Annotated in this window: 24 protein-coding genes and 1 riboswitch; of the genes, 10 read left to right on the top strand and 14 right to left on the bottom strand. The window is 54.9% G+C overall.

Annotated features, from left to right (window positions below):
* Nucleotides 1-37 precede the first annotated feature (37 nt).
* The 4 genes from qseB (at nt 38) to OGX80_RS14080 (ending at nt 3,079) form a co-directional block, all read left to right on the top strand.
* A complete protein-coding gene (gene qseB, locus OGX80_RS14095; RefSeq protein ID WP_012135153.1) occupies nt 38-697 on the top strand; it encodes a quorum sensing response regulator transcription factor QseB in 660 nt (219 codons plus the stop codon).
* On the top strand, nt 694-2,043 hold the full coding sequence (qseC, locus tag OGX80_RS14090) for a quorum sensing histidine kinase QseC (RefSeq protein ID WP_115181103.1): 1,350 nt from the start codon (nt 694-696) through the stop codon (nt 2,041-2,043). Before qseB ends, qseC begins: the two co-directional genes overlap by 4 nt.
* 109 nt (nt 2,044-2,152) lie before the next feature.
* The gene (locus tag OGX80_RS14085) at nt 2,153-2,734 is read left to right on the top strand and encodes an NAD(P)H-dependent oxidoreductase (RefSeq protein ID WP_047461170.1); all 582 of its coding nucleotides are present in this window, start codon (nt 2,153-2,155) and stop codon (nt 2,732-2,734) included.
* Between the two features lie 30 nt (nt 2,735-2,764).
* Nucleotides 2,765-3,079: a putative quinol monooxygenase gene (locus OGX80_RS14080; protein WP_012135156.1), complete on the top strand. Its 315-nt coding sequence runs from the start codon at nt 2,765-2,767 to the stop codon at nt 3,077-3,079.
* A gap of 115 nt (nt 3,080-3,194) precedes the next feature.
* Here the strand turns inward: OGX80_RS14080 and OGX80_RS14075 are convergent, their stop codons facing one another.
* The 3 genes from OGX80_RS14075 to OGX80_RS14065 are packed head-to-tail and all read right to left on the bottom strand — an operon-like array spanning nt 3,195 to nt 7,541.
* Nucleotides 3,195-4,385 (bottom strand): glycoside hydrolase family 88 protein, encoded by a 1,191-nt coding sequence (locus OGX80_RS14075; RefSeq protein WP_115181102.1) that lies wholly within the window; start codon nt 4,383-4,385, stop codon nt 3,195-3,197.
* Between the two features lie 34 nt (nt 4,386-4,419).
* The gene (locus tag OGX80_RS14070; RefSeq protein ID WP_115181101.1) at nt 4,420-5,688 is read right to left on the bottom strand and encodes an oligosaccharide MFS transporter; all 1,269 of its coding nucleotides are present in this window, start codon (nt 5,686-5,688) and stop codon (nt 4,420-4,422) included.
* Nucleotides 5,689-5,720: 32 nt separating this feature from the next.
* On the bottom strand, nt 5,721-7,541 hold the full coding sequence (locus OGX80_RS14065; protein WP_115181100.1) for a DUF2264 domain-containing protein: 1,821 nt from the start codon (nt 7,539-7,541) through the stop codon (nt 5,721-5,723).
* Between the two features lie 165 nt (nt 7,542-7,706).
* On the opposite strand from OGX80_RS14065, the gene OGX80_RS14060 reads away from it, so the two are divergent.
* Entirely contained in the window at nt 7,707-8,558 is an 852-nt protein-coding gene (locus tag OGX80_RS14060) for a helix-turn-helix transcriptional regulator (protein WP_049009948.1), read from the top strand.
* Nucleotides 8,559-8,633: 75 nt separating this feature from the next.
* Here OGX80_RS14060 and parE read toward each other — a convergent pair whose 3' ends face one another.
* Genes parE through nudF form a run of 5 tightly spaced genes read right to left on the bottom strand, consistent with a single transcriptional unit; the run spans nt 8,634 to nt 13,039 of the window.
* Nucleotides 8,634-10,526, bottom strand: a complete 1,893-nt coding sequence (gene parE, locus OGX80_RS14055; protein ID WP_012135161.1) for a DNA topoisomerase IV subunit B — start codon at nt 10,524-10,526, stop codon at nt 8,634-8,636.
* Between the two features lie 28 nt (nt 10,527-10,554).
* Nucleotides 10,555-11,136, bottom strand: a complete 582-nt coding sequence (gene yqiA / locus OGX80_RS14050; RefSeq protein WP_012135162.1) for an esterase YqiA — start codon at nt 11,134-11,136, stop codon at nt 10,555-10,557.
* Nucleotides 11,136-11,963, bottom strand: a complete 828-nt coding sequence (gene cpdA, locus OGX80_RS14045) for a 3',5'-cyclic-AMP phosphodiesterase (protein WP_012135163.1) — start codon at nt 11,961-11,963, stop codon at nt 11,136-11,138. Before cpdA ends, yqiA begins: the two co-directional genes overlap by 1 nt.
* 24 nt (nt 11,964-11,987) lie before the next feature.
* Entirely contained in the window at nt 11,988-12,410 is a 423-nt protein-coding gene (locus tag OGX80_RS14040) for a DUF1249 family protein (protein ID WP_012135164.1), read from the bottom strand.
* A complete protein-coding gene (nudF, locus tag OGX80_RS14035) occupies nt 12,407-13,039 on the bottom strand; it encodes an ADP-ribose diphosphatase (RefSeq protein ID WP_286471297.1) in 633 nt (210 codons plus the stop codon). The genes OGX80_RS14040 and nudF overlap by 4 nt, the downstream gene beginning before the upstream one ends.
* 199 nt (nt 13,040-13,238) lie before the next feature.
* Between nudF and tolC the strand changes: the two genes are divergently transcribed.
* From tolC to OGX80_RS14020, 3 genes are all read left to right on the top strand, one after another.
* Nucleotides 13,239-14,708, top strand: a complete 1,470-nt coding sequence (gene tolC, locus OGX80_RS14030) for an outer membrane channel protein TolC (RefSeq protein WP_012135166.1) — start codon at nt 13,239-13,241, stop codon at nt 14,706-14,708.
* Nucleotides 14,709-14,923: 215 nt separating this feature from the next.
* Nucleotides 14,924-15,592 (top strand): DUF1190 family protein, encoded by a 669-nt coding sequence (locus OGX80_RS14025; RefSeq protein WP_012135168.1) that lies wholly within the window; start codon nt 14,924-14,926, stop codon nt 15,590-15,592.
* Between the two features lie 5 nt (nt 15,593-15,597).
* On the top strand, nt 15,598-16,758 hold the full coding sequence (locus tag OGX80_RS14020; RefSeq protein WP_012135169.1) for a glutathionylspermidine synthase family protein: 1,161 nt from the start codon (nt 15,598-15,600) through the stop codon (nt 16,756-16,758).
* Between the two features lie 85 nt (nt 16,759-16,843).
* Here OGX80_RS14020 and ygiD read toward each other — a convergent pair whose 3' ends face one another.
* Nucleotides 16,844-17,632: a 4,5-DOPA-extradiol-dioxygenase gene (gene ygiD, locus OGX80_RS14015; RefSeq protein WP_115181099.1), complete on the bottom strand. Its 789-nt coding sequence runs from the start codon at nt 17,630-17,632 to the stop codon at nt 16,844-16,846.
* A gap of 141 nt (nt 17,633-17,773) precedes the next feature.
* Between ygiD and zupT the strand changes: the two genes are divergently transcribed.
* Nucleotides 17,774-18,547 carry a zinc transporter ZupT gene (zupT, locus tag OGX80_RS14010; protein WP_024130960.1) on the top strand — a complete coding sequence of 258 codons (774 nt, stop codon included), beginning with the start codon at nt 17,774-17,776 and terminating at the stop codon, nt 18,545-18,547.
* Nucleotides 18,548-18,566: 19 nt separating this feature from the next.
* Here the strand turns inward: zupT and OGX80_RS14005 are convergent, their stop codons facing one another.
* Together OGX80_RS14005 and ribB are read right to left on the bottom strand one after the other, a co-directional pair.
* The gene (locus OGX80_RS14005) at nt 18,567-18,743 is read right to left on the bottom strand and encodes a hypothetical protein (protein ID WP_012135172.1); all 177 of its coding nucleotides are present in this window, start codon (nt 18,741-18,743) and stop codon (nt 18,567-18,569) included.
* Between the two features lie 293 nt (nt 18,744-19,036).
* The gene (ribB, locus tag OGX80_RS14000) at nt 19,037-19,690 is read right to left on the bottom strand and encodes a 3,4-dihydroxy-2-butanone-4-phosphate synthase (protein WP_104868175.1); all 654 of its coding nucleotides are present in this window, start codon (nt 19,688-19,690) and stop codon (nt 19,037-19,039) included.
* Between the two features lie 105 nt (nt 19,691-19,795).
* A riboswitch (FMN riboswitch) is annotated at nt 19,796-20,001 on the bottom strand.
* Between the two features lie 132 nt (nt 20,002-20,133).
* Here ribB and ubiK point away from each other — a divergent pair.
* Nucleotides 20,134-20,430: a ubiquinone biosynthesis accessory factor UbiK gene (gene ubiK / locus OGX80_RS13995; protein ID WP_024130961.1), complete on the top strand. Its 297-nt coding sequence runs from the start codon at nt 20,134-20,136 to the stop codon at nt 20,428-20,430.
* Between the two features lie 34 nt (nt 20,431-20,464).
* On the opposite strand, the gene glgS is transcribed toward ubiK, so the two are convergent.
* The 3 genes from glgS to glnE form a co-directional block, all read right to left on the bottom strand.
* Nucleotides 20,465-20,674, bottom strand: a complete 210-nt coding sequence (glgS, locus tag OGX80_RS13990) for a cell surface composition regulator GlgS (RefSeq protein WP_012135175.1) — start codon at nt 20,672-20,674, stop codon at nt 20,465-20,467.
* Between the two features lie 174 nt (nt 20,675-20,848).
* Nucleotides 20,849-22,282, bottom strand: a complete 1,434-nt coding sequence (hldE, locus tag OGX80_RS13985) for a bifunctional D-glycero-beta-D-manno-heptose-7-phosphate kinase/D-glycero-beta-D-manno-heptose 1-phosphate adenylyltransferase HldE (protein ID WP_012135177.1) — start codon at nt 22,280-22,282, stop codon at nt 20,849-20,851.
* A 59-nt stretch (nt 22,283-22,341) separates the two neighbouring features.
* Nucleotides 22,342-25,182 carry a bifunctional [glutamate--ammonia ligase]-adenylyl-L-tyrosine phosphorylase/[glutamate--ammonia-ligase] adenylyltransferase gene (gene glnE, locus OGX80_RS13980; protein ID WP_286471296.1) on the bottom strand — a complete coding sequence of 947 codons (2,841 nt, stop codon included), beginning with the start codon at nt 25,180-25,182 and terminating at the stop codon, nt 22,342-22,344.
* Between the last annotated feature and the right edge of the window lie 119 nt (nt 25,183-25,301).

The raw sequence follows: 25,301 nt of genomic DNA, 5'->3' as shown, positions 1-25,301 counted from the left end.
TACTGGCGAGAGAAAGAGTCACCGCAGGGATGAACATATGCGTATTTTACTGGTAGAAGATGACGCGCTGATTGGCGACGGCATCAAGGCGGGTTTAAGCAAAATGGGGTTCAGCGTCGACTGGTTCACCGAAGGTCGTCAGGGTAAAGAAGCGCTCTACAGCGCGCCTTATGATGCGGTGATCCTCGACCTTACGCTACCGGGGATGGACGGGCGGGATATCCTGCGCGAATGGCGTGAACAGGGAAAACGCGAACCCGTACTGATTCTGACGGCGCGCGATGCGCTGGCGGAACGCGTGGAGGGGCTACGTCTGGGAGCGGACGACTATCTGTGCAAACCTTTCGCGCTGATTGAAGTCGCCGCCCGCCTGGAGGCGCTGTTACGCCGCGCTAACGGCCAGGTGAGCAACGAACTGCGCCACGGCCAGGTTACGCTCAATCCCGGTAATCTGGTCGCGACGCTGGCAGGCGATCCGCTGCCCCTGAAGCCGAAAGAGTTTGCCCTGCTGGAGCTGCTGATGCGCAACGTCGGGCGCGTGTTGCCGCGTAAGCTCATCGAAGAGAAGCTGTATACCTGGGACGAAGATGTCTCCAGCAATACCATTGAGGTACATGTTCATCACTTACGCCGTAAGCTGGGCAGTGATTTTATCCGCACCGTACACGGGATCGGCTACACCCTGGGCAACCCATGAAACTCACACAACGTCTCAGCCTGCGCGTCAGGCTCACGCTTATTTTTCTGATACTGGCCGCCATCACCTGGGTGGCCTCCAGCTTCGTGGCCTGGAAACAGACGACCGACAACGTCGACGAGCTGTTTGATACCCAGCTCATGCTGTTTGCGAAGCGCCTTATTACTCTGGATGTCAACGAAATCTCGGCGCCTGAACGGATGGCGCAGACGCCGAAAAAATTGAAGCATGGTCATGTCGATGACGATGTGCTGGCCTTTGCGGTGTATACCGCCGACGGCAGAATGGTGCTGAACGATGGCGATAATGGTCGGGATATTCCCTACAGCTACCGTCGGGAAGGTTTTGATGACGGATACCTGAATGGCGATGATGATAAATGGCGTTTTGTCTGGCTGACCTCTGCGGATGGCAAGTACCGTATCGTCGTCGCTCAGGAGCTGGAGTACCGCGAGGATATGGCGCTGGCGATTGTCACCGCGCAGCTAACGCCGTGGCTGATCGCGCTTCCGCTGATGCTGCTCATCCTGATTGTGCTGCTTAGCCGGGAGCTCAGGCCGCTGAAAAAGCTCGCCCAGGCGCTGCGTTTGCGCTCCCCGGAATCGGAAGAGCCGCTTGACGATAAGGGTGTGCCGAGTGAGGTTCGTCCGTTAGTCGGCGCGCTCAACCAGTTATTTGCCCGTACGCATTCGATGATGGTGCGCGAACGGCAATTCACGTCGGACGCGGCGCATGAGTTACGCAGCCCGCTCACTGCGCTGAAAGTACAAACCGAGGTGGCGCAGCTCTCGGACGACGACCAGCAGGCGCGTCAAAAAGCGCTCATACAACTGCATACGGGGATTGAGCGCGCCACGCGCCTGGTGGATCAGCTCTTAACCCTTTCACGGCTCGACTCGCTCGATAACCTGCAAGATGTCGCGGAAGTCTCGCTGGAGGCGCTACTGCAATCCGCCGTGATGGATATCTGGCAACCGGCCCAGCAGGCGCATATTGACGTGCGTCTGCACGTTAACGCCCACAACGTCACGCGCACGGGCCAACCGCTGCTGCTCAGCCTGCTGGTGCGCAATTTGCTGGATAACGCCATTCGTTACAGCCCACAGGGCAGCGTGGTGAACGTGACGCTGAATGCCCGGTATTTTACCGTCCGGGATAATGGCCCCGGCGTTTCGCCGGCGGTGCTGGCGCGTATCGGCGAACGATTCTATCGCCCGCCAGGTCAGAGCGTCACCGGCAGTGGTCTGGGTTTGTCGATTGTCCGCCGCATCGCCTCGCTGCATGGGATGAGCGTCTCGTTTGGCAATGCGCCGGAAGGAGGCTTTGAAGCCGTAGTAACCTGGTGATCGCAAGATTATTGCGCAATGAGCAAAAGACTTTGCACATTTTGCTCATTTCGCCGGGCCGCTCATCTGCGTAAAATCTGTTTCAAACGCATTCCTGAGAGGACAAATAATGAGCAACATTCTGATTATCAACGGGGCGAAAAAATTTGCGCACTCCAATGGTCAGTTGAACGACACCCTGACCGAAGTGGCGGATGGCCTTCTGCGCGACCTCGGGCATGATGTCAAAATCGTCCGCGCTGAAAGTGATTACGATGTCAAAGCCGAAGTACAGCACTTCGTCTGGGCTGACGTGGTTATCTGGCAGATGCCTGGCTGGTGGATGGGCGCGCCGTGGACCGTGAAAAAATACATGGATGACGTCTTTACCGAAGGCCACGGTACGCTGTACGCCAGCGATGGCCGCACCCGTTCGGACGCGTCAAAAAAATACGGTTCCGGCGGTCTGATTCAGGGGAAAAAATACATGCTCTCTCTGACCTGGAACGCACCGATGGAGGCCTTCACCGACAACGATCAGTTCTTCCACGGCGTTGGCGTGGATGGCGTATACCTGCCGTTCCACAAGGCCAATCAGTTCCTCGGAATGGAAGCGCTGCCGACCTTTATCACCAATGACGTCATCAAAATGCCGGATGTCCCGCGTTATATCGCAGAATATCGCAAGCATCTGAGCGAGATTTTTGGTTAACTAGTAGCCTGGAATTAGAAGGAGTTAACCATGCTTACTGTCATTGCTGAAATCCGTACCCGTCCAGGTCAACATCACCGTCAGGCGGTACTGGATCAGTTTGCCAAAATCATTCCGACCGTGCTGAAAGAAGAGGGTTGCCACGGCTACGCGCCGATGGTCGATCACGCTGCGGGCGTGGCCTTTCAGACGACCGCACCTGACTCAATCGTGATGGTTGAACAGTGGGAAAGCGTTGCGCATCTCGAAGCGCATTTGCAAACCCCGCATATGAAAGCCTACGCCGAAGCCGTTAAAGGCGACGTGCTGGAAACAAGTATCCGTATTCTGGAGTCAGGCGTTTAAGTTTTGCGCTAAATGCCGGATGGCGCTTCGCTTATCCGGCCTACAGCACGACAGCGCATTCCCTGAATGTAGGCCCGGTAAGCGCAGTGCCACCGGGCAATTCCTGGCAATATGGTTACCAGTACAGCTTCCAGCACTGGGTAAAACGCGTTAACGCTTCCACGTAGAAATAATCCCCCCAGCTAGCACACTCATCGACCCCTTTGTTGCTCGAAAGGTGGTACACCGAATGTTTCAACAGCCCGTTCCCCTTCTCATTTTTCGCCATCAGATAGCCCTTCGTTAGCGATGACATGATTCCCATCGCCCACTGCTGATAACGCTCACGATCCGGATCGGTCACGGGCAGGTGTTTGATCAACTCCAGCAGGCCGCACACGGCAATCGCCGCCGACGAGGCGTCACGCAGCGCATCTGTCCCCACCAGCGCCAGATCCCAATGGCAGACCGCGTCTTCCGGCAGGCGATTAAGGAAATAGTTCGCCAGCTTTTTCGACAGCGCCACCATCTCTTTGTCGCCCGTGTAGATATAGCTCAGCAGGAAGCCATAAATCCCCCACGCCTGACCGCGCGACCAACATGAATCATCCGCATAACCCTGCTGGGTGTTGCCGTAACGCGGCGCGCCGGTTTTCACATCCATGTAGTAAGTATGGAAGGTGGACGCATCTTCACGAATCAGGTATTTCGCGGCCTGCGCCACATGGGCTTTTGCCGCCTCGGCAAAACGCGGATCGCCCGTCTGCTCGCTCGCCCAATACAGCAGCGGCAGGTTCATGTTGCAGTCGATGATCATCCGCCCGGCCTGTTCGGGATCGTTAAGATCGCCCCACGCCTGGATAATCTGCGCCTTTTCATGGAAACGCTCCAGTAGCGCTTCCGCCGCCATCAGCGAAAAACCACGCGCATCACGGTTGCCCGTCAGTCGCCAGGCTGCGACGCAGGACAGGGTATAAAGGAACCCCAGATCGTGGGTGTTGGTGTCGTGGCGTCCGGCAATACGCAGGCCAAAAGAACGCACATGTTTTTCTGCCAGTTCACGATATTTCGCCTCGCCGCTCATCTCCCACGCCAGCCACAGTTGCCCGGTCCAGAAGCTGGTGGTCCACTCAACGTTGTCAGTTAACGGGTAATAACCTTTAACGCAGGTTTCGGCAGGAAATTTTTCACCGAATTCCGTTAAATGACGGCTAATCAGTTCGAGGACGTGTTCACGCGCGCCGATCATTTCATCCTGAAAAGTTCCGGCGTCAACCGGGCTGCCAGGAAATGCGCGCAACGTTTCCTCAACGATATGATTTAACATATTTCGGTTCCTTCTAAATTAAACCCAATGAAATTTAATGCGCCGTATTATTTTCGGCGATCTCAATAGCGGTACGATGGCGAGATTTACTCTGACATGCCGATAAGGTAAATGCCGAAATAAGCGTAAAGGTCAGCGCAATAATCCCCATGATGATATACGTTTTCTCAAAACCAATTCGGTCATACATTAATCCGGCAGGTGAAGAGATCACCACATTGCCGACATACAGCATCGCCTGATAGCCCAATAAATACATGGTCGCATTGACGCGTTTATCAAAGTGTTCAGCAATGTATTTAAAGACCGAAACCAACAGCAGACAGATTTCCAGACCATACAGCGGCTTCAGTACGGAGATGAGCAGGTGTGAATCACACAGCCCGGAAATAATCAGACGCGCGCCAACCAGCGCCCCCACAATCAACAAACCGCGTTTAGCGCCGATCGCGTTAACAAATAATGGAACCACCATATACATGACAAATTCCATTCCCGACTGCACGGTTCCCAGATAGCCAAACACCGCGTTGCCTTCATGAACGTCAGAGAAGAAGGTGACAAAGTAGCGGGAGAACTGCTGCTCTGCGATAAACATCATCCACGCCACGCCGGAGACATACAGACAGAACGCCCAGAACTTACGGCTGCGCAACAGCGCGTAGACATCCGCCGGGACGATTTTCTCTTTTGTCAGCACGTCCGCTGCGTTTGCCGCATTCACATTCACTTTCAGACTCAGCAGTACCACCAGCATCACCACCGACGCCACGCTGCCCATAATGAAGTTATACGCCGGAGAGAGGTTAAACAGCAGGCCGGAAAACGACGACGCCACCGCCCACCCCAGCGAGCCCCACATGCGTATTTGGCCAAACTCCATGCCGTTAAGACGGCTGAAGCGGTCAGAGTAGGATTCACAAGCCGCCACGCCAGCATACCAGGCAAAGCTCAGGTAAATCGCGCCGATAACAATGCCCAGCATGGTGTTTGAAAGCAATAATGGCTGATAAACATAAATAAAGAATGGCGCCATTAGTGCCGACATCATCACAACAAAATAGAGCAGGTATTTGCTCATGCCGATTTTATCGAGAATGTAGCCATAAATGGGCTTCAGAATGACCGCAAAAATACCGTTTACTGCAAACACCGTACCAATAACCGTGCCGCTTAGCTGTGCTTTCTGCCCCAGCCAGATGGCCAGTAAACCAATACTGGCAGACCAGGTAAAGAAATAGAGGAATATAAAGCTACTGATTTTATAATATTCAGTTCTGTTATTTGTTGAACAATTTTTCATACCATCCTCGCCAACGTGTAGGGGCCAGAGTTTTATAAAAAGAACGATAACTGGCGTGCGCTTTCTGGTTCGCGAATAACCACCTGGTTATCGTTTATTTGCAGTTGCGGAATTGCCGTATATTTTTTCTGTTGCCTGGAAGCAGAAACCGCGCAACACAGCCAGCTTTCGCCCTGTGCAATTTCTGCGGTAAGCAGTGGAATCGCGGCGCATTGTGCAAACATAATGCTGCTGTTCGGCGGCGTAATAATGCTGTCCGGCTGGCGGGCCAGCGCGGGCGACAGATCGACGATCGTGCTGCATCCGTTCTCTGCCGCCAGGTAGCATCCGCGCTCACTGAGCTGATGCGCCGCTTTCATCACCGCAAAGCCGCCTTCCACGGTTTGCAACGTTCGCGCGCTGTGGATGCGGTGCAGGCGAAGATGCCACTCGCCGAAGGGCGCCAGCCAGGTCTCGACAGTGACGTCATGCCACGGAGACCAGCGGGAAAAAATAAAATTCTCATCGACCCGCACTTCGTCGCAGCGACGGCGGCCACGGAAATAGTTGTCGCCATCCGCCAGCAGCAGCATGGAGTCGCACGCCGCATGTTTAAGGCCATAGCGTCCGCGTTCAATGGTGAAACCAAAACGGCTGGAGTAGGCAAACTTCGTGTATTTCGCTTCGGTGTTAACGTAGTTATTCAGTTCAAGCTGGCCCGAAGTCAGCATCGTGACATGGTCTGAATTCTCACTGTGCTGCAAAATTTGTGCGGCATGGGGAATAACGTGTTTTTCTGCGCATTGCGGCAGCGGGAGTTCTTCGGCCTGCCAGAAGGCGTGATCGTCCGGCAAGGCGAGGATCAAAAAGACCTTCAGCGCCCAGTAAGGGGAGCCCGGCGAGTTGTAATCTTCACACATCGCCAGGTTCGGATAAGCAAACCCCAGCGTCAGAATGCCGTCACGATCGACGATCGGCTGCTGCTGCCACCAGCGCAGATGCCGCAGGATCACCCCTTTAATCACGCCCGGCGAGAAGACATCCAGCTCAGCAAACGCCGCCGCGCTCCAGAACGCGACCATCGCAAAGCGATAGGTCAGACTGCGGCCAAACGGTACGGATGCGCCATCTGCTGCCGACATGTAGATAAAATCAGCGGCAAACAGGCGAGCGCGTTCGCGCAGGGTGGCGGCACGGGCAGCATCTTCCGGGTTCAGCGTGGCGTACAGCAGTCCGTAAAAATGGAAAGCCATCGAGATGTAGTAATCTTTTGGGCGACCGGGGCCATCGGCATACCAGCCGTCACCCAGGTAGTACGCTTCCATCATCGTAAAACGGCGGTCGATCGCTGCCTGATCGAACGGCAGCCCAGCACGTTTGAAACCCAACTGGACGATAATCGCAAAGTAGTTCCAGTTGCTGTCCGGCATTTGCGCGTCGGTGATCTGGTTTAGCCAGCGATGAAGATTCGCCAGTTCCGTTTCGCTGAACTGGTCGGTTAAACGCGTTTGCAGCAACGCCAGGCCGAGGCCGTAGGCGGCCATCTCGACCAGGCGCTGATCGTAAGGGTCGGTATCGCCCCAGTAGTGCGGACTGAGTGGATTGGTGCCGAGTTTAATCGCCTGAATATACTTATCAGCAAACGGCACCTCAGCGCCGCCAGCCATCAGAGGAAACAGACCCCATAACGCTCTGGAGAGCCCTTCCATGCAGGCGATATCCACACTGTAGTGCGCGCAGGTGTCACCCAGTGAAAACTGCGCCGCCCCTGCGGGAAACTGTTTATCCAGCGCGCTCAGCATCGTTGTGACGGCGCTGATTACGTCTTCACGGAATGACAATGGATTTGATTTTTCTTCAGTTGCCAACCACATACTCTGCCCCTCTGAATTAAGTGGCTAAAGGATAGTGAATCGCCGACAAGCGGAAATGTTATCTCAATCACACCAATAGAATTAAAATAAAACAGTGATTGAAAAAATTTAAAAACAAGGTTTATAAACCAGAATTCAGCGGCAAAAATTTAAATCTGTTGCACTATGAATGCACCCTCATCTCAGGAACATCTGGAACTGATCGCGCTCAATGACGCCATTGCGTCATTTAGTCGATTATTTGCTAACTCGGTTCGCTATCACCACTGGCATCAGTGTCTGGAGGTGCTGTATGTGGAGGAAGGATTTGGCGTAGTGATCGTCGATCACCAGCAATACACCATGCGGCCAGGTCGATTGTTCTTTTTCCCGCCCTTTACCCTGCATAAAATCATGGTGGATGAGCAGGCGCAAGACCACTACCGCCGAACCATTATTCACCTCGATCAGCATGCGGTACTGAAAGTGCTGCGCGATTTTCCGCTTAATCAACAGCGTCTGCAAAGTCTGACCATACGTGGCGGCGAGGCCAGAGTATTCGATGTGGCGGATATTCACCCGCACGTTGATTTTCTCTTCAGCCGTTACGAGAAAATGGCAGCGCTCAAGCCGCTTAACGCCGAACAGATTTCCTGCCTGTTATTGAGTTTATTTAGCCTGTTGCCCGAAGATAACGTCAATATGACGGAGATTGGCACCGGAATAGCAAGCCAGGTGATGTTCTGGCTGGATGAGAATTACACCCGTAAATTCAGCCTCAGCGAGCTGGCAGAAGAGTCTGGAAAATCAAAAAGCTACATTTCCCGGCGCTTTCATTTTGAAACCGGTGAAAGCATCCTCAATTATCTCAATACCCTTCGGTTACGCAAAGCCTGCGAAGCGTTGTTACACAGCGAGGAGAGTGTGCGGGAGATTGCCCGACAGGTGGGGTTTTCAGACGTGACGTACTTTATTAGCGCCTTTGGCAAAGGGATTGGCGAAACGCCGTTGCAGTATCGCAAGCGGCATAGACAGTAACGCCGGATGACGCTTCGCTTATCCGGCCTACGGGCACAATGCGAGCGTAGGCCGGATAAGGCATTCAATGGTCGATTACGCGTCGAGATCCGCCATATCGCCTTTTTCCTGCAACCAGTTGCGGCGGTCTTCGGAGCGTTTCTTCGCCAGCAGCATATCCATCATGGCGTTGGTACGCTGATCGTCTTCGTCGCTGATAGTGAGCTGCACCAGGCGACGGGTGTTCGGATCGAGCGTGGTTTCACGCAGCTGCATCGGGTTCATTTCACCCAGACCTTTAAAGCGCTGCACGTTCGGCTTGCCTTTCTTACGCTTCAACTGTTCCAGCACGCCCGCTTTCTCTTCTTCCGTCAGCGCATAGTAGACCTCTTTGCCGAGATCGATACGGTACAACGGCGGCAGCGCGACGTAGACGTGCCCGTGCTTCACCAGCGTGCGGAAGTGCTTCACAAACAGGGCGCAGAGCAGCGTGGCGATGTGCAGACCATCGGAGTCCGCATCCGCCAGGATACAGATCTTGCCGTAACGCAGCTGGCTCAGATCGTCGCTGTCTGGATCGATGCCGATCGCCACAGAAATATCGTGTACTTCCTGCGATGCCAGCACTTCATCGGAAGAGACTTCCCAGGTGTTGAGGATCTTACCTTTCAGCGGCATGATCGCCTGATATTCACGATCGCGCGCCTGCTTGGCGGAACCGCCCGCCGAGTCCCCTTCCACGAGGAACAGTTCGGTACGATTGAGATCCTGCGCGGTACAGTCCGCCAGTTTACCCGGCAGCGCCGGGCCGCTGGTCAGCTTTTTGCGCACTACTTTCTTCGCCGCGCGCAGTCGACGCTGGGCGCTGGAAATGGCCATCTCCGCCAGCAGCTCCGCAGACTGAACGTTCTGATTCAGCCACAGGCTGAAGGCGTCTTTCACCACACCCGACACAAACGCCGCACACTGGCGCGAAGAGAGACGCTCTTTGGTCTGCCCGGCGAACTGCGGGTCCTGCATCTTCACCGAGAGCACGTAAGCGCAGCGATCCCAGATATCTTCCGCAGACAGCTTCACGCCGCGCGGCAGAATATTGCGGTATTCGCAGAATTCACGCATCGCGTCCAGCAGACCCTGGCGCAGCCCGTTTACATGGGTGCCGCCCTGCATCGTCGGAATCAGGTTAACGTAGCTTTCGGTGAGCAGCTCGCCGCCTTCCGGCAGCCACAGCAGCGCCCAGTCTACGGCTTCCGTATCACCGGCAAAATTACCGATAAACGGTTTTTCAGGAAGGGTCGGCAGGCCGTTAACCGCTTCGCCCAGATAGTCGTTCAGGCCATCCTGATAGCACCAGCGCTGCTCGCTATTGTTGACCTCATCTTTAAAGGTGATTTCAACGCCAGGGCACAGCACCGCTTTCGCTTTCAGGATATGGGTTAAGCGAGAGACGGAAAAACGCGGGCTGTCGAAAAAGGTTTCATCCGGCCAGAAGTGAACGCTGGTGCCGGTATTACGTTTACCGCATGTCCCGACAACCTGAAGATCCTGCACTTTCTCGCCGTTTTCAAAGGCGATGCTATAGACCTGAGCATCACGACGCACGGTGACTTCCACGCGTTTTGACAAGGCGTTGACAACGGAAATCCCCACCCCGTGCAGACCGCCGGAGAACTGGTAGTTCTTGTTGGAGAACTTACCGCCCGCATGCAGTCGGCAGAGGATCAGTTCAACCGCCGGAACGCCCTCTTCCGGGTGGATATCCACCGGCATCCCACGGCCGTCATCAATCACTTCCAGTGACTGATCGGCATGTAAAATCACATCCACGCGTTTTGCGTGACCCGCCAGTGCTTCATCCACACTGTTATCAATCACTTCCTGCCCAAGATGGTTCGGGCGGGTTGTATCGGTGTACATCCCCGGGCGGCGGCGTACCGGCTCAAGCCCAGTGAGTACCTCAATGGCATCAGCGTTATAAGTTTGCGTCATGATTTAAATTAGCAATTCGAATTGATTGTCAGAAACTGTGCAGTCCAAGGAAATCGACAATCTGGTTGAAATAATCTTCGAAGCCCGTGAATGCATGGTTTCCGCCCTCGATAACGGTCTGGCGGCAGGAGGCGTAATACGCCACCGCCTGGCGGTAGTCCAACACTTCATCCCCCGTCTGTTGCAGCAGCCAGATCAAATCCGGCGCTTCCAGCGGGTCAATCTGCATGACTTTAAGATCGTAAATATGGCGAGACTCTAGCACATATTGCTGCCCGGTGTAGGGGTTCTCGTTCTGACCGAGGTAGTCGGTCAACAGTTCAAACGGCCGCACCGCCGGGTTCACCACCACCGCAGGCAACATAAAACACTGCGACAGCCAGGTGGCGTAATAGCCGCCCAGCGACGATCCAACGACGCCGAGCGGCGCTCCACCGTGTTCAAGCACGATAGATTCCAGCAACTCTGCCGCATCGGCAGGATACGGCGGCAGTTGCGGCACGATCATCTCAACATGAGGGTGGCGCTCCGCCAGCCAGCTTTTAAGCTGACATGCCTTTGCCGAACGCGGAGAGCTATTAAACCCATGCAGATAAAGAAGCGTAGACATCAGTATCCTTCCGAAGCGGTATCGGGTCGGAATTGAGTCCCCGGCAGACGATGCACTTGCGTTTCCAGAGAACCCTCGGCGTACAGTTCCAGCGTCCGCCAGCCTGGCCCTATCGTGTCCAGCGTGAAGTTCGCGCAGTGTGGCTTGAACTGGACGCAGGTGGACGGCGTCGCCAGCAGGCGGCGGCCATTCCAGTCAAGATCCAGCTCCTGATGAATATGACCGCACAGCAGGTATTTGACGCGTGGATAGTTCGCCAGCACGCTGTCCAGTTCGGCCGCGTTACGCAGGCTGTGCTGATCCAGCCAGCTGCATCCCGAAGGCAATGGATGGTGATGCAGAAGCAGCAAGGTGTGGCGCTCCGGCGCATCGGCAAGTTTGCGCTCCAGCCATTCAAGCTGAAAGTCGCTCAATTCACCATGCGGTACGCCAAAAACCTGGCTATCCAGCAGCAAGATTTGCCATTGATCGCCGATAAACACGCGTTTGGCCGGGGAGATCCCCGCTTCCTGCAACGCGCTGTACATCGCGGGCTGAAAGTCATGGTTACCCGGCAACCAAACGCAAGGCGCGCGAAAGCTTGCGATACCTTCAGCAAAGTGCTGATAGGCCGCAGCCGTTTGATCCTGCGCTAAATCACCTGTCGCCACGATCAGATCGTATTCGTGCTGCCCGGCATGAATCGCATCCAGCACCGCCTGGTAACTTTCCCAGGTATTCACGCCCAGCAGCGTTTCATGTTTTTCGGCAAACAGGTGAGTATCGGTAATTTGTAAGATCCTGACTCTGGCCTCACCAGCCAGAGGAAGGGTTAACAGGCTTTCCAAATGGTGTCCTTAGGTTTCACGACGCTAATAAACCGGAATCGCCATCGCTCCATGTGCTAAACAGTAACGCAGCCAGTCGGCCAGAAACTGATTAATTTGATGCTTTTCGTCGCGTTGATGCAACTTTTTATTTGGATAATCATACCGCGCTTTGAAGCGAAAGATCTGCTGACTTGAACACACTTCGGCCACCATCGCGTCATGGTACAGGCGCACCGTAAGTGACGGCAGGCTCCAGTACGTAATGGCTGGCGCCGTCTGCTCGATCGCAACAAGCGTAGTGTATCGGGTCGATTCAACGATCGTTAACCGATATTGCGCGTTGGCCACCTGATAGCTTACTGTTTCGCCGGGTGCGTCATTGCGCGGCAACAGGCGGCGCAATTGCGAAAAATTAGTTTCGCACAGGCGCATCATTTCAGGGAAGTCAGGTGTGTAACGCTTCATTTTTTCCACTCGTGTTTTAACTCTTGATAGTGCAGTTGCAGCCATTGCAAAGCGATGACAGAAGCCGCGTTGTCGATTTTCCCCTCTTCTACCCACTGGTAAGCCTGCTCCCGACTTACCACATGAACACGAATATCTTCGTTTTCATCGGCCAGACCATGAATCCCGTTCGCGGTCGTGGCATCCACTTCACCCACTAAAATAGAAAGACGCTCGCTGGTGCCGCCGGGGCTTGCCAGGTAACTCATGACTGGTTTCGTCCGTTTGACCTCAAGTCCGGCCTCTTCCATTGCTTCGCGACGAGCGACCTCCTCAACGGTTTCGCCCTCTTCGATCATCCCGGCGACCATTTCCAGCAACCACGGCGTTTCGCTGGTGTCATACGCCGCGATACGAATCTGTTCGACCAGTACAATTTCGTCGCGCTCAGGGTCAAAGGGTAGCAACACTGCGGCGTGGCCGCGCTCAAAAATTTCGCGTTTCACTTCATCGCTCATTTCACCGTTGAACAGGCGGTGGCGGAAACGATAGAGATCCAGTGAAAAAAAACCGCGATATAGCGTTTCTCGTGCAATAATTTCTACATCGTTTTTGGAGAAAGTCATTGGCGAGTTGTCTGGTTTATGCATTGTGCTGTCCTGGTACCAATAGTGATTAAAATGTGAATTTCAAGGGCGTTTGACTGCCGTTTCAGCGACCTTGTGATAAATTGGTGCAAATTAACGCCGGATGGCACGTAACGCCAACTTTTTGCAGTGGCGGATTCTGCTAGAATCAGCAATTATTTTTACAATTTGATCAGCGCTAAATACTGCTTCACAACAAGGAATGCAAATGAAGAAATTGCTCCCCATCCTTATCGGCCTGAGCCTGACGGGGTTCAGCACACTGAGCCAGGCAGAGAACCTGATGCAAGTTTATCAGCAAGCACGCCTGAGCAACCCGGAATTGCGTAAATCCGCCGCCGATCGCGATGCTGCATTCGAAAAAATTAACGAAGCGCGTAGTCCTTTACTGCCGCAACTGGGTTTAGGTGCCGATTACACCTACAGCAACGGCTATCGTGATGCGAATGGCATCAACTCCAACGCCACCAGCGCCTCTCTGCAATTAACCCAGACCCTTTTTGATATGTCAAAATGGCGCGCGCTGACGTTGCAGGAAAAATCCGCAGGTATCCAGGACGTCACGTTCCAGACCGATCAGCAAACGCTGATCCTCAATACGGCGAGCGCCTACTTTAAAGTCCTGAACGCCATAGACGTTCTCTCTTATACGCAGGCGCAGAAAGAAGCCGTTTATCGTCAGTTAGATCAAACCACCCAGCGTTTTAACGTCGGCCTGGTCGCTATCACTGACGTGCAAAACGCCCGTGCACAATACGATACCGTGCTGGCGAACGAAGTCACCGCCCGCAACAATCTGGATAACGCCGTAGAAGAACTGCGCCAGGTCACCGGTAACTACTACCCGGAACTGGCTTCGCTGAATGTCACGAACTTTAAAACCGATAAGCCGCAGGCCGTTAACGCGCTGCTGAAAGAGGCCGAAAACCGTAACCTGACGCTGTTGCAGGCGCGTCTGAGCCAGGATCTGGCGCGCGAGCAAATCCGCCAGGCGCAGGACGGCCATCTGCCAACGCTGGATTTAACCGCTTCTACCGGCGTGTCTGACACCTCTTATAGCGGCTCTAAAACCCATAACAGCACGCAGTATGACGACAGCAATATGGGCCAGAACAAAATTGGCCTGAGTTTCTCGCTGCCGCTGTATCAGGGTGGGATGGTCAACTCTCAGGTGAAACAGGCGCAGTACAACTTTGTTGGCGCGAGCGAACAGCTGGAAAGCGCGCACCGCAGCGTCGTGCAGACCGTGCGCTCTTCCTTCAACAACATTAATGCTTCTATCAGCAGCATTAACGCTTACAAACAGGCCGTTGTTTCCGCGCAAAGCTCTTTGGATGCAAACGAAGCCGGTTATTCCGTGGGTACGCGTACCATTGTTGACGTGCTGGATGCCACCACCGCGCTGTATGAAGCGAAGCAACAACTGGCGAATGCGCGTTATAACTATCTGATTAACCAACTGAACATCAAGAATGCTCTCGGTACGTTGAACGAGCAGGATCTGGTGGCGCTGAACAATGCGCTGGGTAAACCGATCTCGACATCCCCGGACAACGTCGCGCCGGAAACCCCGCAGCAGGATGCGGCGGCGGATGGCTATAATGCCAGTACGGTTCAGCCTGCTTCAGCACGTTCCACCAGCAGCAACGGTAACAACCCGTTCCGTAACTGATGAATTGCCCGATGGCGCTTCGCTTATTGAGCCTACCTGATCGCAGGCAGGGTAAGCGTCGCGCCACCGGGCGCTAAACCTTGTCTGAACGTAAGGCAACGTAAAGATCCCGCCATTCTGCCGCATTCTCGCCTCTTCTCGCTTCAATTTCGACCAGCCATCCACTATCCTGAGCATTATTTATTGTGTTTACCACTGGGTCCTGGAAGACAAAAATGAAACGGACAAAATCTATACATCACGCCTCGTTCCGCAAAAGCTGGAGCGCACGTCATCTTACTCCGGTTGCTCTGGCGGTTACCGCTGTCTTTATGCTGGCCGGTTGTGAAAAAAGCGACGAAACGGTTTCGCTGTATCAAAACGCCGACGACTGCTCGGCGGCGAATCCGGGCAAAAACGCTGAATGTACGACCGCATTCAACAATGCCCTGAAAGAAGCGGAACGTACCGCGCCGAAATACGCGACGCGTGAAGACTGCGTGGCTGAATTCGGCGAAGGCCAGTGCCAGCAGGCGCCGGCTCAGGCTGGCATGGCGCCGGAAAATCAGGCGCAGGCGCAATCCAGCGGCAGCTTCTGGATGCCGCTGATGGCGGGCTACATGATGGGCCGAATGATGGGCGGCGGCGCGGGCTTTGCTCAGCAACCACTGTTCAGTTCAAAAAACCCGGCCAGCCCGGCCTACGGTAAATACACCGACGCCAGCGGCAAGAACTACGGCGCCGCACAGCCTGGCCGTACCATGACTGTACCGAAAACCGCGATGGCGCCGAAGCCCGCCACAACCACAACCGTTACCCGTGGTGGTTTTGGCGAGTCAGTGGCAAAACAAAGCACAATGCAGCGTAGCGCCACCGGCACCTCGAATCGTTCGATGGGCGGCTAAGACGCATGGAAAGAATCAGTATTACTGAGCGCCCGGACTGGCGCGAGAAAGCCACCGAATACGGTTTTAATTTTCACACGATGTACGGGGAACCGTACTGGTGTGAAGACGCGTACTACAAGCTGACGCTCGACCAGGTTGAGAAGCTGGAAGACGTCACCGCTGAACTGCACCAGATGTGCCTTAAGGTCGTGGAGAAAGTGATCGCCAGCGATGAGCTGATGACGAAGTTTCGCATTCCTAAGCATACCTGGGGCTTTGTACGTCAGTCCTGGCAAACGCAGCAGCCGTCACTCTATTCCCGCCTCGATCTGGCGTGGGATGGCACGGGTGAGCCTAAACTTTTAGAAAATAATGCCGATACGCCGACCTCACTGTATGAGGCCGCGTTTTTCCAGTGGATCTGGCTGGAAGACCAGCTCAATGCGGGCAACCTGCCGGAAGGCAGCGATCAGTTTAACAGTCTGCAAGAAAAGCTGATCGAACGCTTCGCCGAGCTGCGTGAGCAGTATGGCTTCCAACTGCTGCACCTCACCTGCTGTCGCGACACCGTGGAAGATCGCGGGACAATCCAGTATCTACAGGACTGCGCCGCCGAAGCTGAAATCGCCACCGAGTTCCTCTACATTGAAGATATCGGCCTGGGTGAAAAAGGTCAGTTTTCGGACTTGCAGGATCAGGTGATTGCCAACCTGTTTAAGCTCTATCCGTGGGAATTTATGCTGCGTGAAATGTTCTCCACCAAGCTGGAAGATGCTGGCGTTCGCTGGCTGGAACCGGCCTGGAAGAGCATTATCTCCAATAAAGCGCTGCTCCCAATGTTATGGGAAATGTTCCCGGATCACCCTAACCTGCTGCCGGCTTATTTTGCGGAAGATGACTATCCGCAAATGGAAAAATTCGTCGTCAAACCGATCTTCTCACGTGAAGGCGCTAACGTCTCCATCATTGAAAACGGGAAAACGATCGAAGCGGTGGAAGGCCCTTACGGTGAAGAAGGCATGATTGTGCAGCAGTTCTGCCCGCTGCCGAAGTTTGGCGACAGCTATATGCTGATTGGCAGCTGGTTGATCAACGATCAACCCGCCGGGATCGGTATTCGCGAAGACCGAGCGTTGATCACCCAGGATCTGTCCCGCTTCTACCCGCATATCTTTGTCGAATAGTTTCATGTGCCGGGTGGCGGCTCCGCCTTACCCGGCCTACAGTTCGTGCCGTAGGCCCGATAAGCGTAGCGCCATCGGGCATTAATCATCCCACCTGTACCGACAGCATACTCAGGCTGCCCATCTCGATGCCGTCAACCGGGATCGTCACCGGCTCTTTGCCATCCCATGCGCCTAACACATACAGCAGCGGCAGATAGTGATCCGGCGTTGGGTTCGACAGCGCTCCTCCTTCATGATCGAGGTAATTAACCAGCGGATGCTGTTCTACCGGCCCCTGCCATGTCAGATTCGCTTTCACATACTCATTGAATGACGTTGCCCACGGGTAGGGCGTATTCTCGCCATGCCAGCGCGCCGTGCGCAGGTTATGCACCACGTTGCCACTGGCGACCAGCATAATGCCTTCGTCCCGCAACGCCGCCAGTTTGCGCCCTGTTTCAAAATGCCAGGCCGCCGGTTTGGTGCTGTCGATGCTCAACTGCACCATCGGGATATCCGCATTCGGGTACATCTTGATCAACACGCCCCAGGAGCCGTGATCAAAGCCCCACGCCTCTTTATCCAGCGCGACCGGCGTCGGCGACAGCAACTCAACCAGATGTTGCGCCAGTTCCGGCGAACCGGGCGCAGGATAGTGCGTGTCATACAATGCCTGAGGAAAGCCGCCAAAATCATGGATCGTCTTTGGCGCTTCCATCGCCGTCACGCCCGTCCCTCGCGTGAACCAGTGCGCCGAAACAACGACAATCGCTTTTGGACGCGGCAATGTATCCCCCAGATGCCGCCAGGCGCGGGTATACACATTATCTTCCAGAACGTTCATCGGGCTACCGTGACCTAAAAACAATGCTGGCATACGTGTTGAAGACATGATGATATCCTTACTGAGGGAGTCATTTTGATATCATCACAATACGCTTTTTCGATGGATGAAGAACTCAGATAACCATGATGAAGATCATCAGTTATTTTGAAGGTCAGGTTCGGACAGTTGAATCATAAGGAGTTGTCGATGTCAGTACCTTTAATTCTGACCTTACTGGCGGGCGCCGCCACCTTTATTGGCGCGTTTCTTGGCGTGCTGGGGCAAAAACCGTCCAACCGCGTGCTGGCGTTTTCACTGGGATTCGCCGCAGGCATTATGCTGTTGATCTCGCTGATGGAGATGCTGCCAGCCGCGCTGGCGGCAGATGGCATGTCTCCAGTGCTGGGTTACGGCATGTTTATTATCGGCTTGCTGGGTTATTTCGGTCTCGACAGGCTGCTTCCCCACGCCCACCCACAAGATTTAGTGCAAAAAACCGCGCGTCCTCTCCCCGGCTCGATAAAACGCACCGCCATCCTGCTGACGCTGGGCATCAGCCTGCACAACTTCCCGGAAGGTATCGCCACCTTCGTCACCGCCAGCAGCAACCTCGAATTGGGTTTTGGCATTGCCCTGGCGGTCGCCTTGCACAATATTCCTGAAGGATTAGCGGTCGCCGGGCCAGTCTATGCCGCAACCGGTTCAAAACGGACAGCAATTTTCTGGGCCGGTATCTCCGGGATGGCGGAAATTCTTGGCGGTGTGATGGCGTGGCTTATTCTGGGCAGCCTGATCTCACCGGTCGTTATGGCGTCCATCATGGCCGCCGTCGCGGGAATTATGGTGGCACTATCCGTTGATGAGCTGATGCCGCTGGCAAAAGAGATCGACCCTAATAATAATCCCAGCTACGGCGTACTGTGTGGAATGTCGGTGATGGGGTTGAGTCTTGTCGTGCTTCAGGCGATGGGAATCGGATAACAGAGGCAGCAGGAAGCGCTTATTCCTGCTCTTTGGTCATAACGCGTTCTTCATCATCGCGACGAAGTAATTTATTGCGGATTTCCAGCAGCGCATCTCTGTCCTGCCGAAACGCCTTACAATAGCGTTTCATATGGCAAAAATACCCTACGATCACCAGAAAAATTAAGACGAGCCAATACCAGGCGATAAACATCCTTTTACCCTTAAAATCTAATATTACCAAACAATTAGCGTTAAAACCTTTTCTACCTATATTGAGGTAGCCCTATATACTGGCACAGTATGAAATCGAGAATATGATTTTGATCATAGAGAAAAAGGTTGGGCTTTTATTAACAGATGGGATGTTTAAAAAAGCAAAATATAAGGGATAAACGGCGGGATTAATGACCTCTGTAAACACAAAAAACCGAAGCCTGCGAACCGGCTTCGGTTTTTATTATCATCTCATCGCCTGATGGCGCTTCGCTTATCAGGCCTACAGAATTAGCTGGCTTTACGCTCGTGCGCCTGGCGGTAAGCCACCAGATCTTCGATCGTCACTACTGCCATGTTGTGTTTACCGGCAAACGCGATGCATTCCGGCGCGCGCGCCATTGTGCCATCGTCATTCGTCAGCTCGCACAGTACGCCAGCAGGTTTGAACCCGGCCAGCATCACCAGATCGATGGTAGCTTCAGTATGGCCGCCACGGGTCAGAACGCCGCCCGGCTGCGCGCGCAGCGGGAAAACGTGGCCTGGACGGTGCAGATCGGCAGGTTTCGCGCCATCGGCAATGGCTGCGCGAACGGTCGTTACGCGGTCTGCGGCAGAAACGCCGGTAGTCACGCCTTTTGCGGCTTCAATGGTCACGGTAAAACCGGTGCCGTAGGCGCTGGTATTGTTCTCCACCATCATCGGCAGATCGAGCTGCTTGCGACGATCTTCAGTGATGCACAGACAAACAATGCCGCTGCCGTGGCGAATGGTCAGCGCCATCTGCTCAACGGTCATGGTCTCGGCCGGGAAAATCATATCGCCTTCGTTTTCGCGATCTTCATCGTCAAGCACCATCACACCGCGTCCTTCACGCAGCGCGGATAGCGCATGTTCCACACGTTCAAAAGGCGTACCAAAAGAGGAAAGTAGCGTCTGATTCATGGTAAAAAAACCTCATTAAAATTATGGTTACCAGAATCAGGGCAGTCTTAGGAGTACCGACAAGCGGCAAAAAAATAACGTGAGCGGGCCCATGCCCGACTGGATCGTTACTCTCTCCCATCCGGACTTTAACCGTCGGCCCCGGAATTACACCGGATCTGCTGACCTTCAGGTTTGCACCTGAAGCGCTCGCGGGCTTTCAACCAGTCCTTCATCTTTCACGCCGCTGCTGCATTGCCGCAACGCGAAATCTTTTGGACATACGCTGATTTACCGCCGGTGGGGAATTTCGCCCCGCCCTGAGAATAAGCGAGTTAACTATAACGCTATTGATTACCTTCATCAACGCCTTTACTCCGCTAAACGACACACAATTCTGGTTTATGACGCCTGCATATCGCACTACAATGTGTTCTGACACTTACCAGTTCAGGGAAACCACAATGATTGACCCGAAAAAAATTGAGCAACTCGCTCGTCAGGTTCACGAGTCGATGCCGAAAGGGGTTCGGGAGTTCGGGGAAGATATCGAGAAGAAAATCCGTCAGACGCTGCAATCGCAGCTGACGCGTCTCGATCTGGTGAGCCGTGAAGAGTTTGACGTGCAGACTCAGGTCTTACTGCGCACCCGCGAAAAGCTGGCGCTGCTGGAGCAACGCCTCAGCGAGCTGGAAGCGCGTGAGAAACCTGTAGATGTTAAACCTGCGCCCGCCATCCCGCCTGTCGATCCGCAAGAGTAAAAACCACAACGGGCCGTAAGGCCCGTTGATATTTTCAGTGTTCGAGTTCTAGCTTCTTAGCCTGTGTCGCCTGTTGGCAGTAAAGCGCATAGCGTTTGCAAAACCAGCTGCGGTGCGCCTCATCCATATTTCCGGTAACGGCCTGGATATCAACAGGATGGCCCTCAGCCTGCATCCTGGCGAAACTGCGCGCCAGAAAATCAAAATTGTTTAACGAATATACGTTCTTGTCGTTCATCAGCATACCCTCCAGTTATCAAATATCTGTTAAGGCCATATGCTTTTTCTAATTTCAGTATTCTCTTATATGTGTTGAACGGTTGTGCAAAAAGTGCGCATATCAGTTGCCTGACATCACACTTTGGGAACAAGCCAGATGCCCGATGGCGCTGTGCGTATCGGGCCGTCTGTTCAGCGGTTATTTATCGCTGTCTTTCTGGATTTTCTTGATGATATTGGTGGTCGAACAACCGTCTTCGAAGTTAAGCACCAGCACTTCGCCGCCGTTGGCCCAGACTTCTTCGCTACCGGCAATCTCTTCTGGCTTATAGTCACCGCCTTTCACCAGCAGATCCGGCAGCACGCCTGCAATCAGCCGCTGCGGGGTGTCCTCGTCGAAAGAAACCACCCAGTCAACGGACTCCAGCGCACCCAGCACGATCATTCGCTGTTCCAGCGGATTCACAGGGCGAGTTTCGCCTTTCAGACGTTTGGTGGAGGCATCGCTGTTCACCGCGACGATCAGGCGATCGCCCAGCTTGCGGGCGTTCGCCAGGTAAGACACATGTCCGGCGTGCAGAATGTCGAAAACGCCGTTGGTCATGACCACTTTCTCGCCGCGTTTACGCGCGCTGGCCACGGCCTGTTTCAGCTCGGCTTCCGTCATCACGCCGAAGCCGGTGTCCGCACGACCGCGCACCGCATTTTCCAGTTCGATTGGCGAAACGGTTGATGTTCCCAGTTTACCGACGACAACACCTGCTGCCGCGTTCGCAAAATAGCAGGCCTCTTCCAGGGAGTTCCCCGCCGCTAATGTGGCCGCCAGTACGCCGATCACCGTATCCCCGGCACCGGTAACGTCATACACTTCCTGCGCCTGGGTCGGCATATGCAGCGGCGCTTTACCCGGTTGCAGCAGCGTCATTCCCTGCTCGGAACGGGTCACCAGCAGCGCAGAAAATTCGAAATCGGCAATCAGCTTCATGCCGCGTTCGACAATCTCTTCTTCACTTTTACATTTACCCGCCACCGCTTCGAACTCGGACAGGTTCGGCGTCAACAGCGTGGCGCCGCGATAACGTTCGAAATCGGTGCCTTTCGGGTCGATCAGCACCGGAACGCCCGCTTTACGCGCAAGCTGAATCATCTGCTGAACGCTGGCCAACGCGCCTTTGGCGTAATCAGACAACACCAGCGCGCCAATTGAGCCCAGCGCCTGGTTAATACGCTCGTGCAATGGCAGCGGATCGACGCCTTCAAAGCCTTCTTCAAAATCCAGGCGAATCAGCTGCTGGTTACGGGAAAGTACACGCAGTTTGGTAATCGTCGGATGCGTAGGCACAGAAACGAAGTCGCATTTTACGTTCACATCCGCCAGCGTTTTGCTCAGCGCGCGCGCCGCATCGTCAATACCGGTCAGACCCACCAGACGCGAATTTGCGCCCAGAGAAGCGATGTTCATCGCCACGTTCGCCGCGCCGCCCGGACGTTCTTCAATGGTGTCCACTTTGACAACGGGCACCGGCGCTTCGGGGGAAATACGGCTGGTCGGCCCGTACCAGTAGCGATCCAGCATCACATCACCAACAACCATGACTCCTGCACGTTCAAACTCTGGCAGCGTTACTTTCATTCCTGTCTCCTGAGAGATTCTCTGAGGGTCTTAAAATTTGCGCGCGATAATAGCACACTTCACCCGGCAACCAGCCACTTCTGCCATCTTGCCCGCACCAGCGCGCGTTCCTTGCTGAAGCACTCTTGCGCCACATGCCCCGGAAGCTCCTGTAGCGCAAGGTGATGAAGCTCATCGCGCAGCGTGGTATAGGCCTGCGTCAGCGCATGCGCTTCCTGTTCGTCCATAATGTCGTTTTGCGCCAGCAGTTCCAGAATGCGCACGTTATCGGACCAGCGCGTCAGCTTCGGCTTTTCATGCGCATAGCGCAGCACCAGATATTGGGTAATAAATTCAATATCGGTGATCCCGCCTTCGTCGGCTTTGATATCAAAACGATCGCGATGCTTGTTGCCCAGATGCGCGCGCATTTTCTCGCGCATTTCGCGCACCTCGGTCTGCAACGTTTTGCCTTCGCGGGCGAGGGTCATGATATCGCGACGCACGGCGTCAAACTGCGAGGTCAGTTGCGGGTCGCCATAAACCACACGGGCGCGCACCAGCGCCTGATGCTCCCATGTCCAGGCTTCGTTTTTCTGATAATCGGCAAAGGCTTCCGCCGACGTGACCAGCATTCCCGCCGCGCCGGACGGGCGCAGCCGCGCGTCCACTTCATACAAGATACCGGAAGAGGTGCGGGTGCTGAACAGGTGCATAATGCGCTGCGCCAGGCGTAAGTAGAACTGGCGGCCGTCGATTTCACGCTCGCCGTCGGTCATCACGTCCATTGGGCAATCGTGCAGGAAGATCAGATCAAGATCGGAGCTGTAGCCCAGTTCCCAGCCGCCCAGCTTGCCATAACCCACCACCGCAAACCCGCGTCCGGTGCGCTCAGCAAGGTGCGTCGGCTGCCCATAGCGCGCCACCATTTGCCCCCACGCCTGCTGGACAACGGCGTCGATAATGGCCTCCGCCAGCCAGGTCAGGTGATCGCTGACCTTCATCACCGGCAGCGTACCGGCGATATCCGCCGCCGCAATGCGCAACAGTTGTGTTTGTTTAAACTGGCGCAGCGCTTCCAGCTGCTGCTCTTCGTCATCTTCCGGCACACGCAGCAAATACTGGCGTAACTCATCGCGATAAGCGTCGGTCGCCGTTGGCTGATACAGCGTATTCGGGTCCAGTAGTTCATCGAGCAACAGCGGATAACGCGCCAGCTGGCTCGCCACCATCGGCGAAGCGGCGCACAGCGAAATCAGGTGCTTCAGCGCGCCGGGAAATTCGCTCAGTAATTCAAGGTAGGTGGTACGCGTAACGATCCCCACCAGCAGAGGCGTAATACGCGACAGCGGCACAGAGGCATCTTCGCGCGAGCACACGTCGCTAAGCAGATGCGGCATCAGATGGTCGAGCACCTGCCGCCCGCGCGGGCCAATGGTGCGCTTATCCAGCTCTTTACGAAAGTCGGCGATTAACGCCAGCACGCGTCCGCGATCGTCGTCGGACAGATGCGCCAGCACCGGCGTGGTATCATCTTCCTGTAGCGCATCCTGCCACAGTTCGCGCCAGTGTTCCGACAGCGTATCTTCCTGAGTATCGGTTTCGTCATCGCCAATCAGTTCGTTAAATACCCGACGCACGTTAGCCATGTGCGCCGCCAGACTGTCGGTGAGCTGCGACCAGTCATCCGTGCGCATTCCCCAGGCCAGACGCGCCCGGTTCAGTTCATCGCCCGGCAGCGTCTGGGTCTGCTCATCATTGATGCTTTGCAGCAGGTTTTCCAGACGGCGCAGGAAGAGATAGGCCGCGCGTAACTGTCCGGCGTCATTTTCTGGCAACAGGTGCAGCGCATCAATCGCGCTCAGCGTCGGCAGCAACGAGCGCGATTGCAGCGAGGGTTCCCGTCCGCCGCGAATCAACTGGAACACCTGCACGATAAACTCAATTTCACGAATACCGCCGGCGCCAAGCTTAATATTGTCTTTCAGACCGCGACGACGCACTTCACGGGCAATCATCCCTTTCATATTACGCAGGGACTGGATCACGCTGAAATCGATATAGCGGCGGAACACGAAAGGTCGCAACATGGCGCGCAGTTCATCGACATACGCACTGTCGGCAGCGCCCATAATGCGCGCTTTGACCATCGCATAACGCTCCCAGTCGCGCCCTTGTTCCTGGTAATAATCTTCCAGCGCGGCAAAACTCAGCACCAGCGGGCCACTGTCGCCAAACGGGCGCAGACGCATATCCACCCGGTACACAAAGCCGTCCATCGTCGGCTGGTCCAGCACTTTGATCAAACGCTGCCCCATGCGGGTAAAGAACTGCGCGTTATCCAGCTCGCGCCGACCTCCCCGGGTGGAACCGTGCTCCGGCCAGGCGAAGATCAGATCGATATCCGAGGAGAAATTCAGCTCGCCGCCGCCCAGTTTTCCCATCCCCAGAATCAGCAACGGTTGAGGTATGCCATCATGGTTGCAGGGCGTACCCCATTCGCGACAGCAGGCGTCATACAACCAGTCGCGCGCGGCGACGATCAACGTTTCCGCCAGTTGGCTTAGCTGCTGCAGAATGTTTTCTTCTTCCACCAGCGACAGCGCCTGCGCCCAGGCGATACGTACCATGATGCGGCGACGGAATACGCGAAGCTCACGCATCAGCGCCGCTTCATCAGTCACCTGCGCCAACGCGTCCTGTAGCCACGCGGCATAATGCCGCCACTCATCGGCCTGCGGCGGCGCGCTTTCCAGCTCAGTCAGCCATTCGGGATGCGCAATCACGCTGTCCTGCACAAAGTCACTAAATGTAAGTACTGACTTCGCCTGAACGCTAAGCGTGGCTTCAGCCAGAATTTCTGGTAACCGCTCAACCACGGTCTGCCAGTGCTGCTGTAACGGTGAAGAAAGCGGCTTCATTTAAGGTGTGTCCTCAGATGGCTAACTAATCCCGATGAGTGTTGCCGGATGGCGGCGTAACGCCTTATCCGGCCTACAAAACCTGCGCCCGTAGGCCTGATAAGATGCGCAGCATCGCC

It is taken from the genome of Citrobacter sp. CK194 (assembly GCF_030333395.1).
In the GTDB taxonomy this organism is placed as follows: Bacteria; Pseudomonadota; Gammaproteobacteria; order Enterobacterales; family Enterobacteriaceae; genus Citrobacter_B; species Citrobacter_B koseri.
The sequence above is the reverse complement of the archived record's forward strand: the minus strand, read 5'-3'. Positions and strand labels throughout refer to the sequence as shown.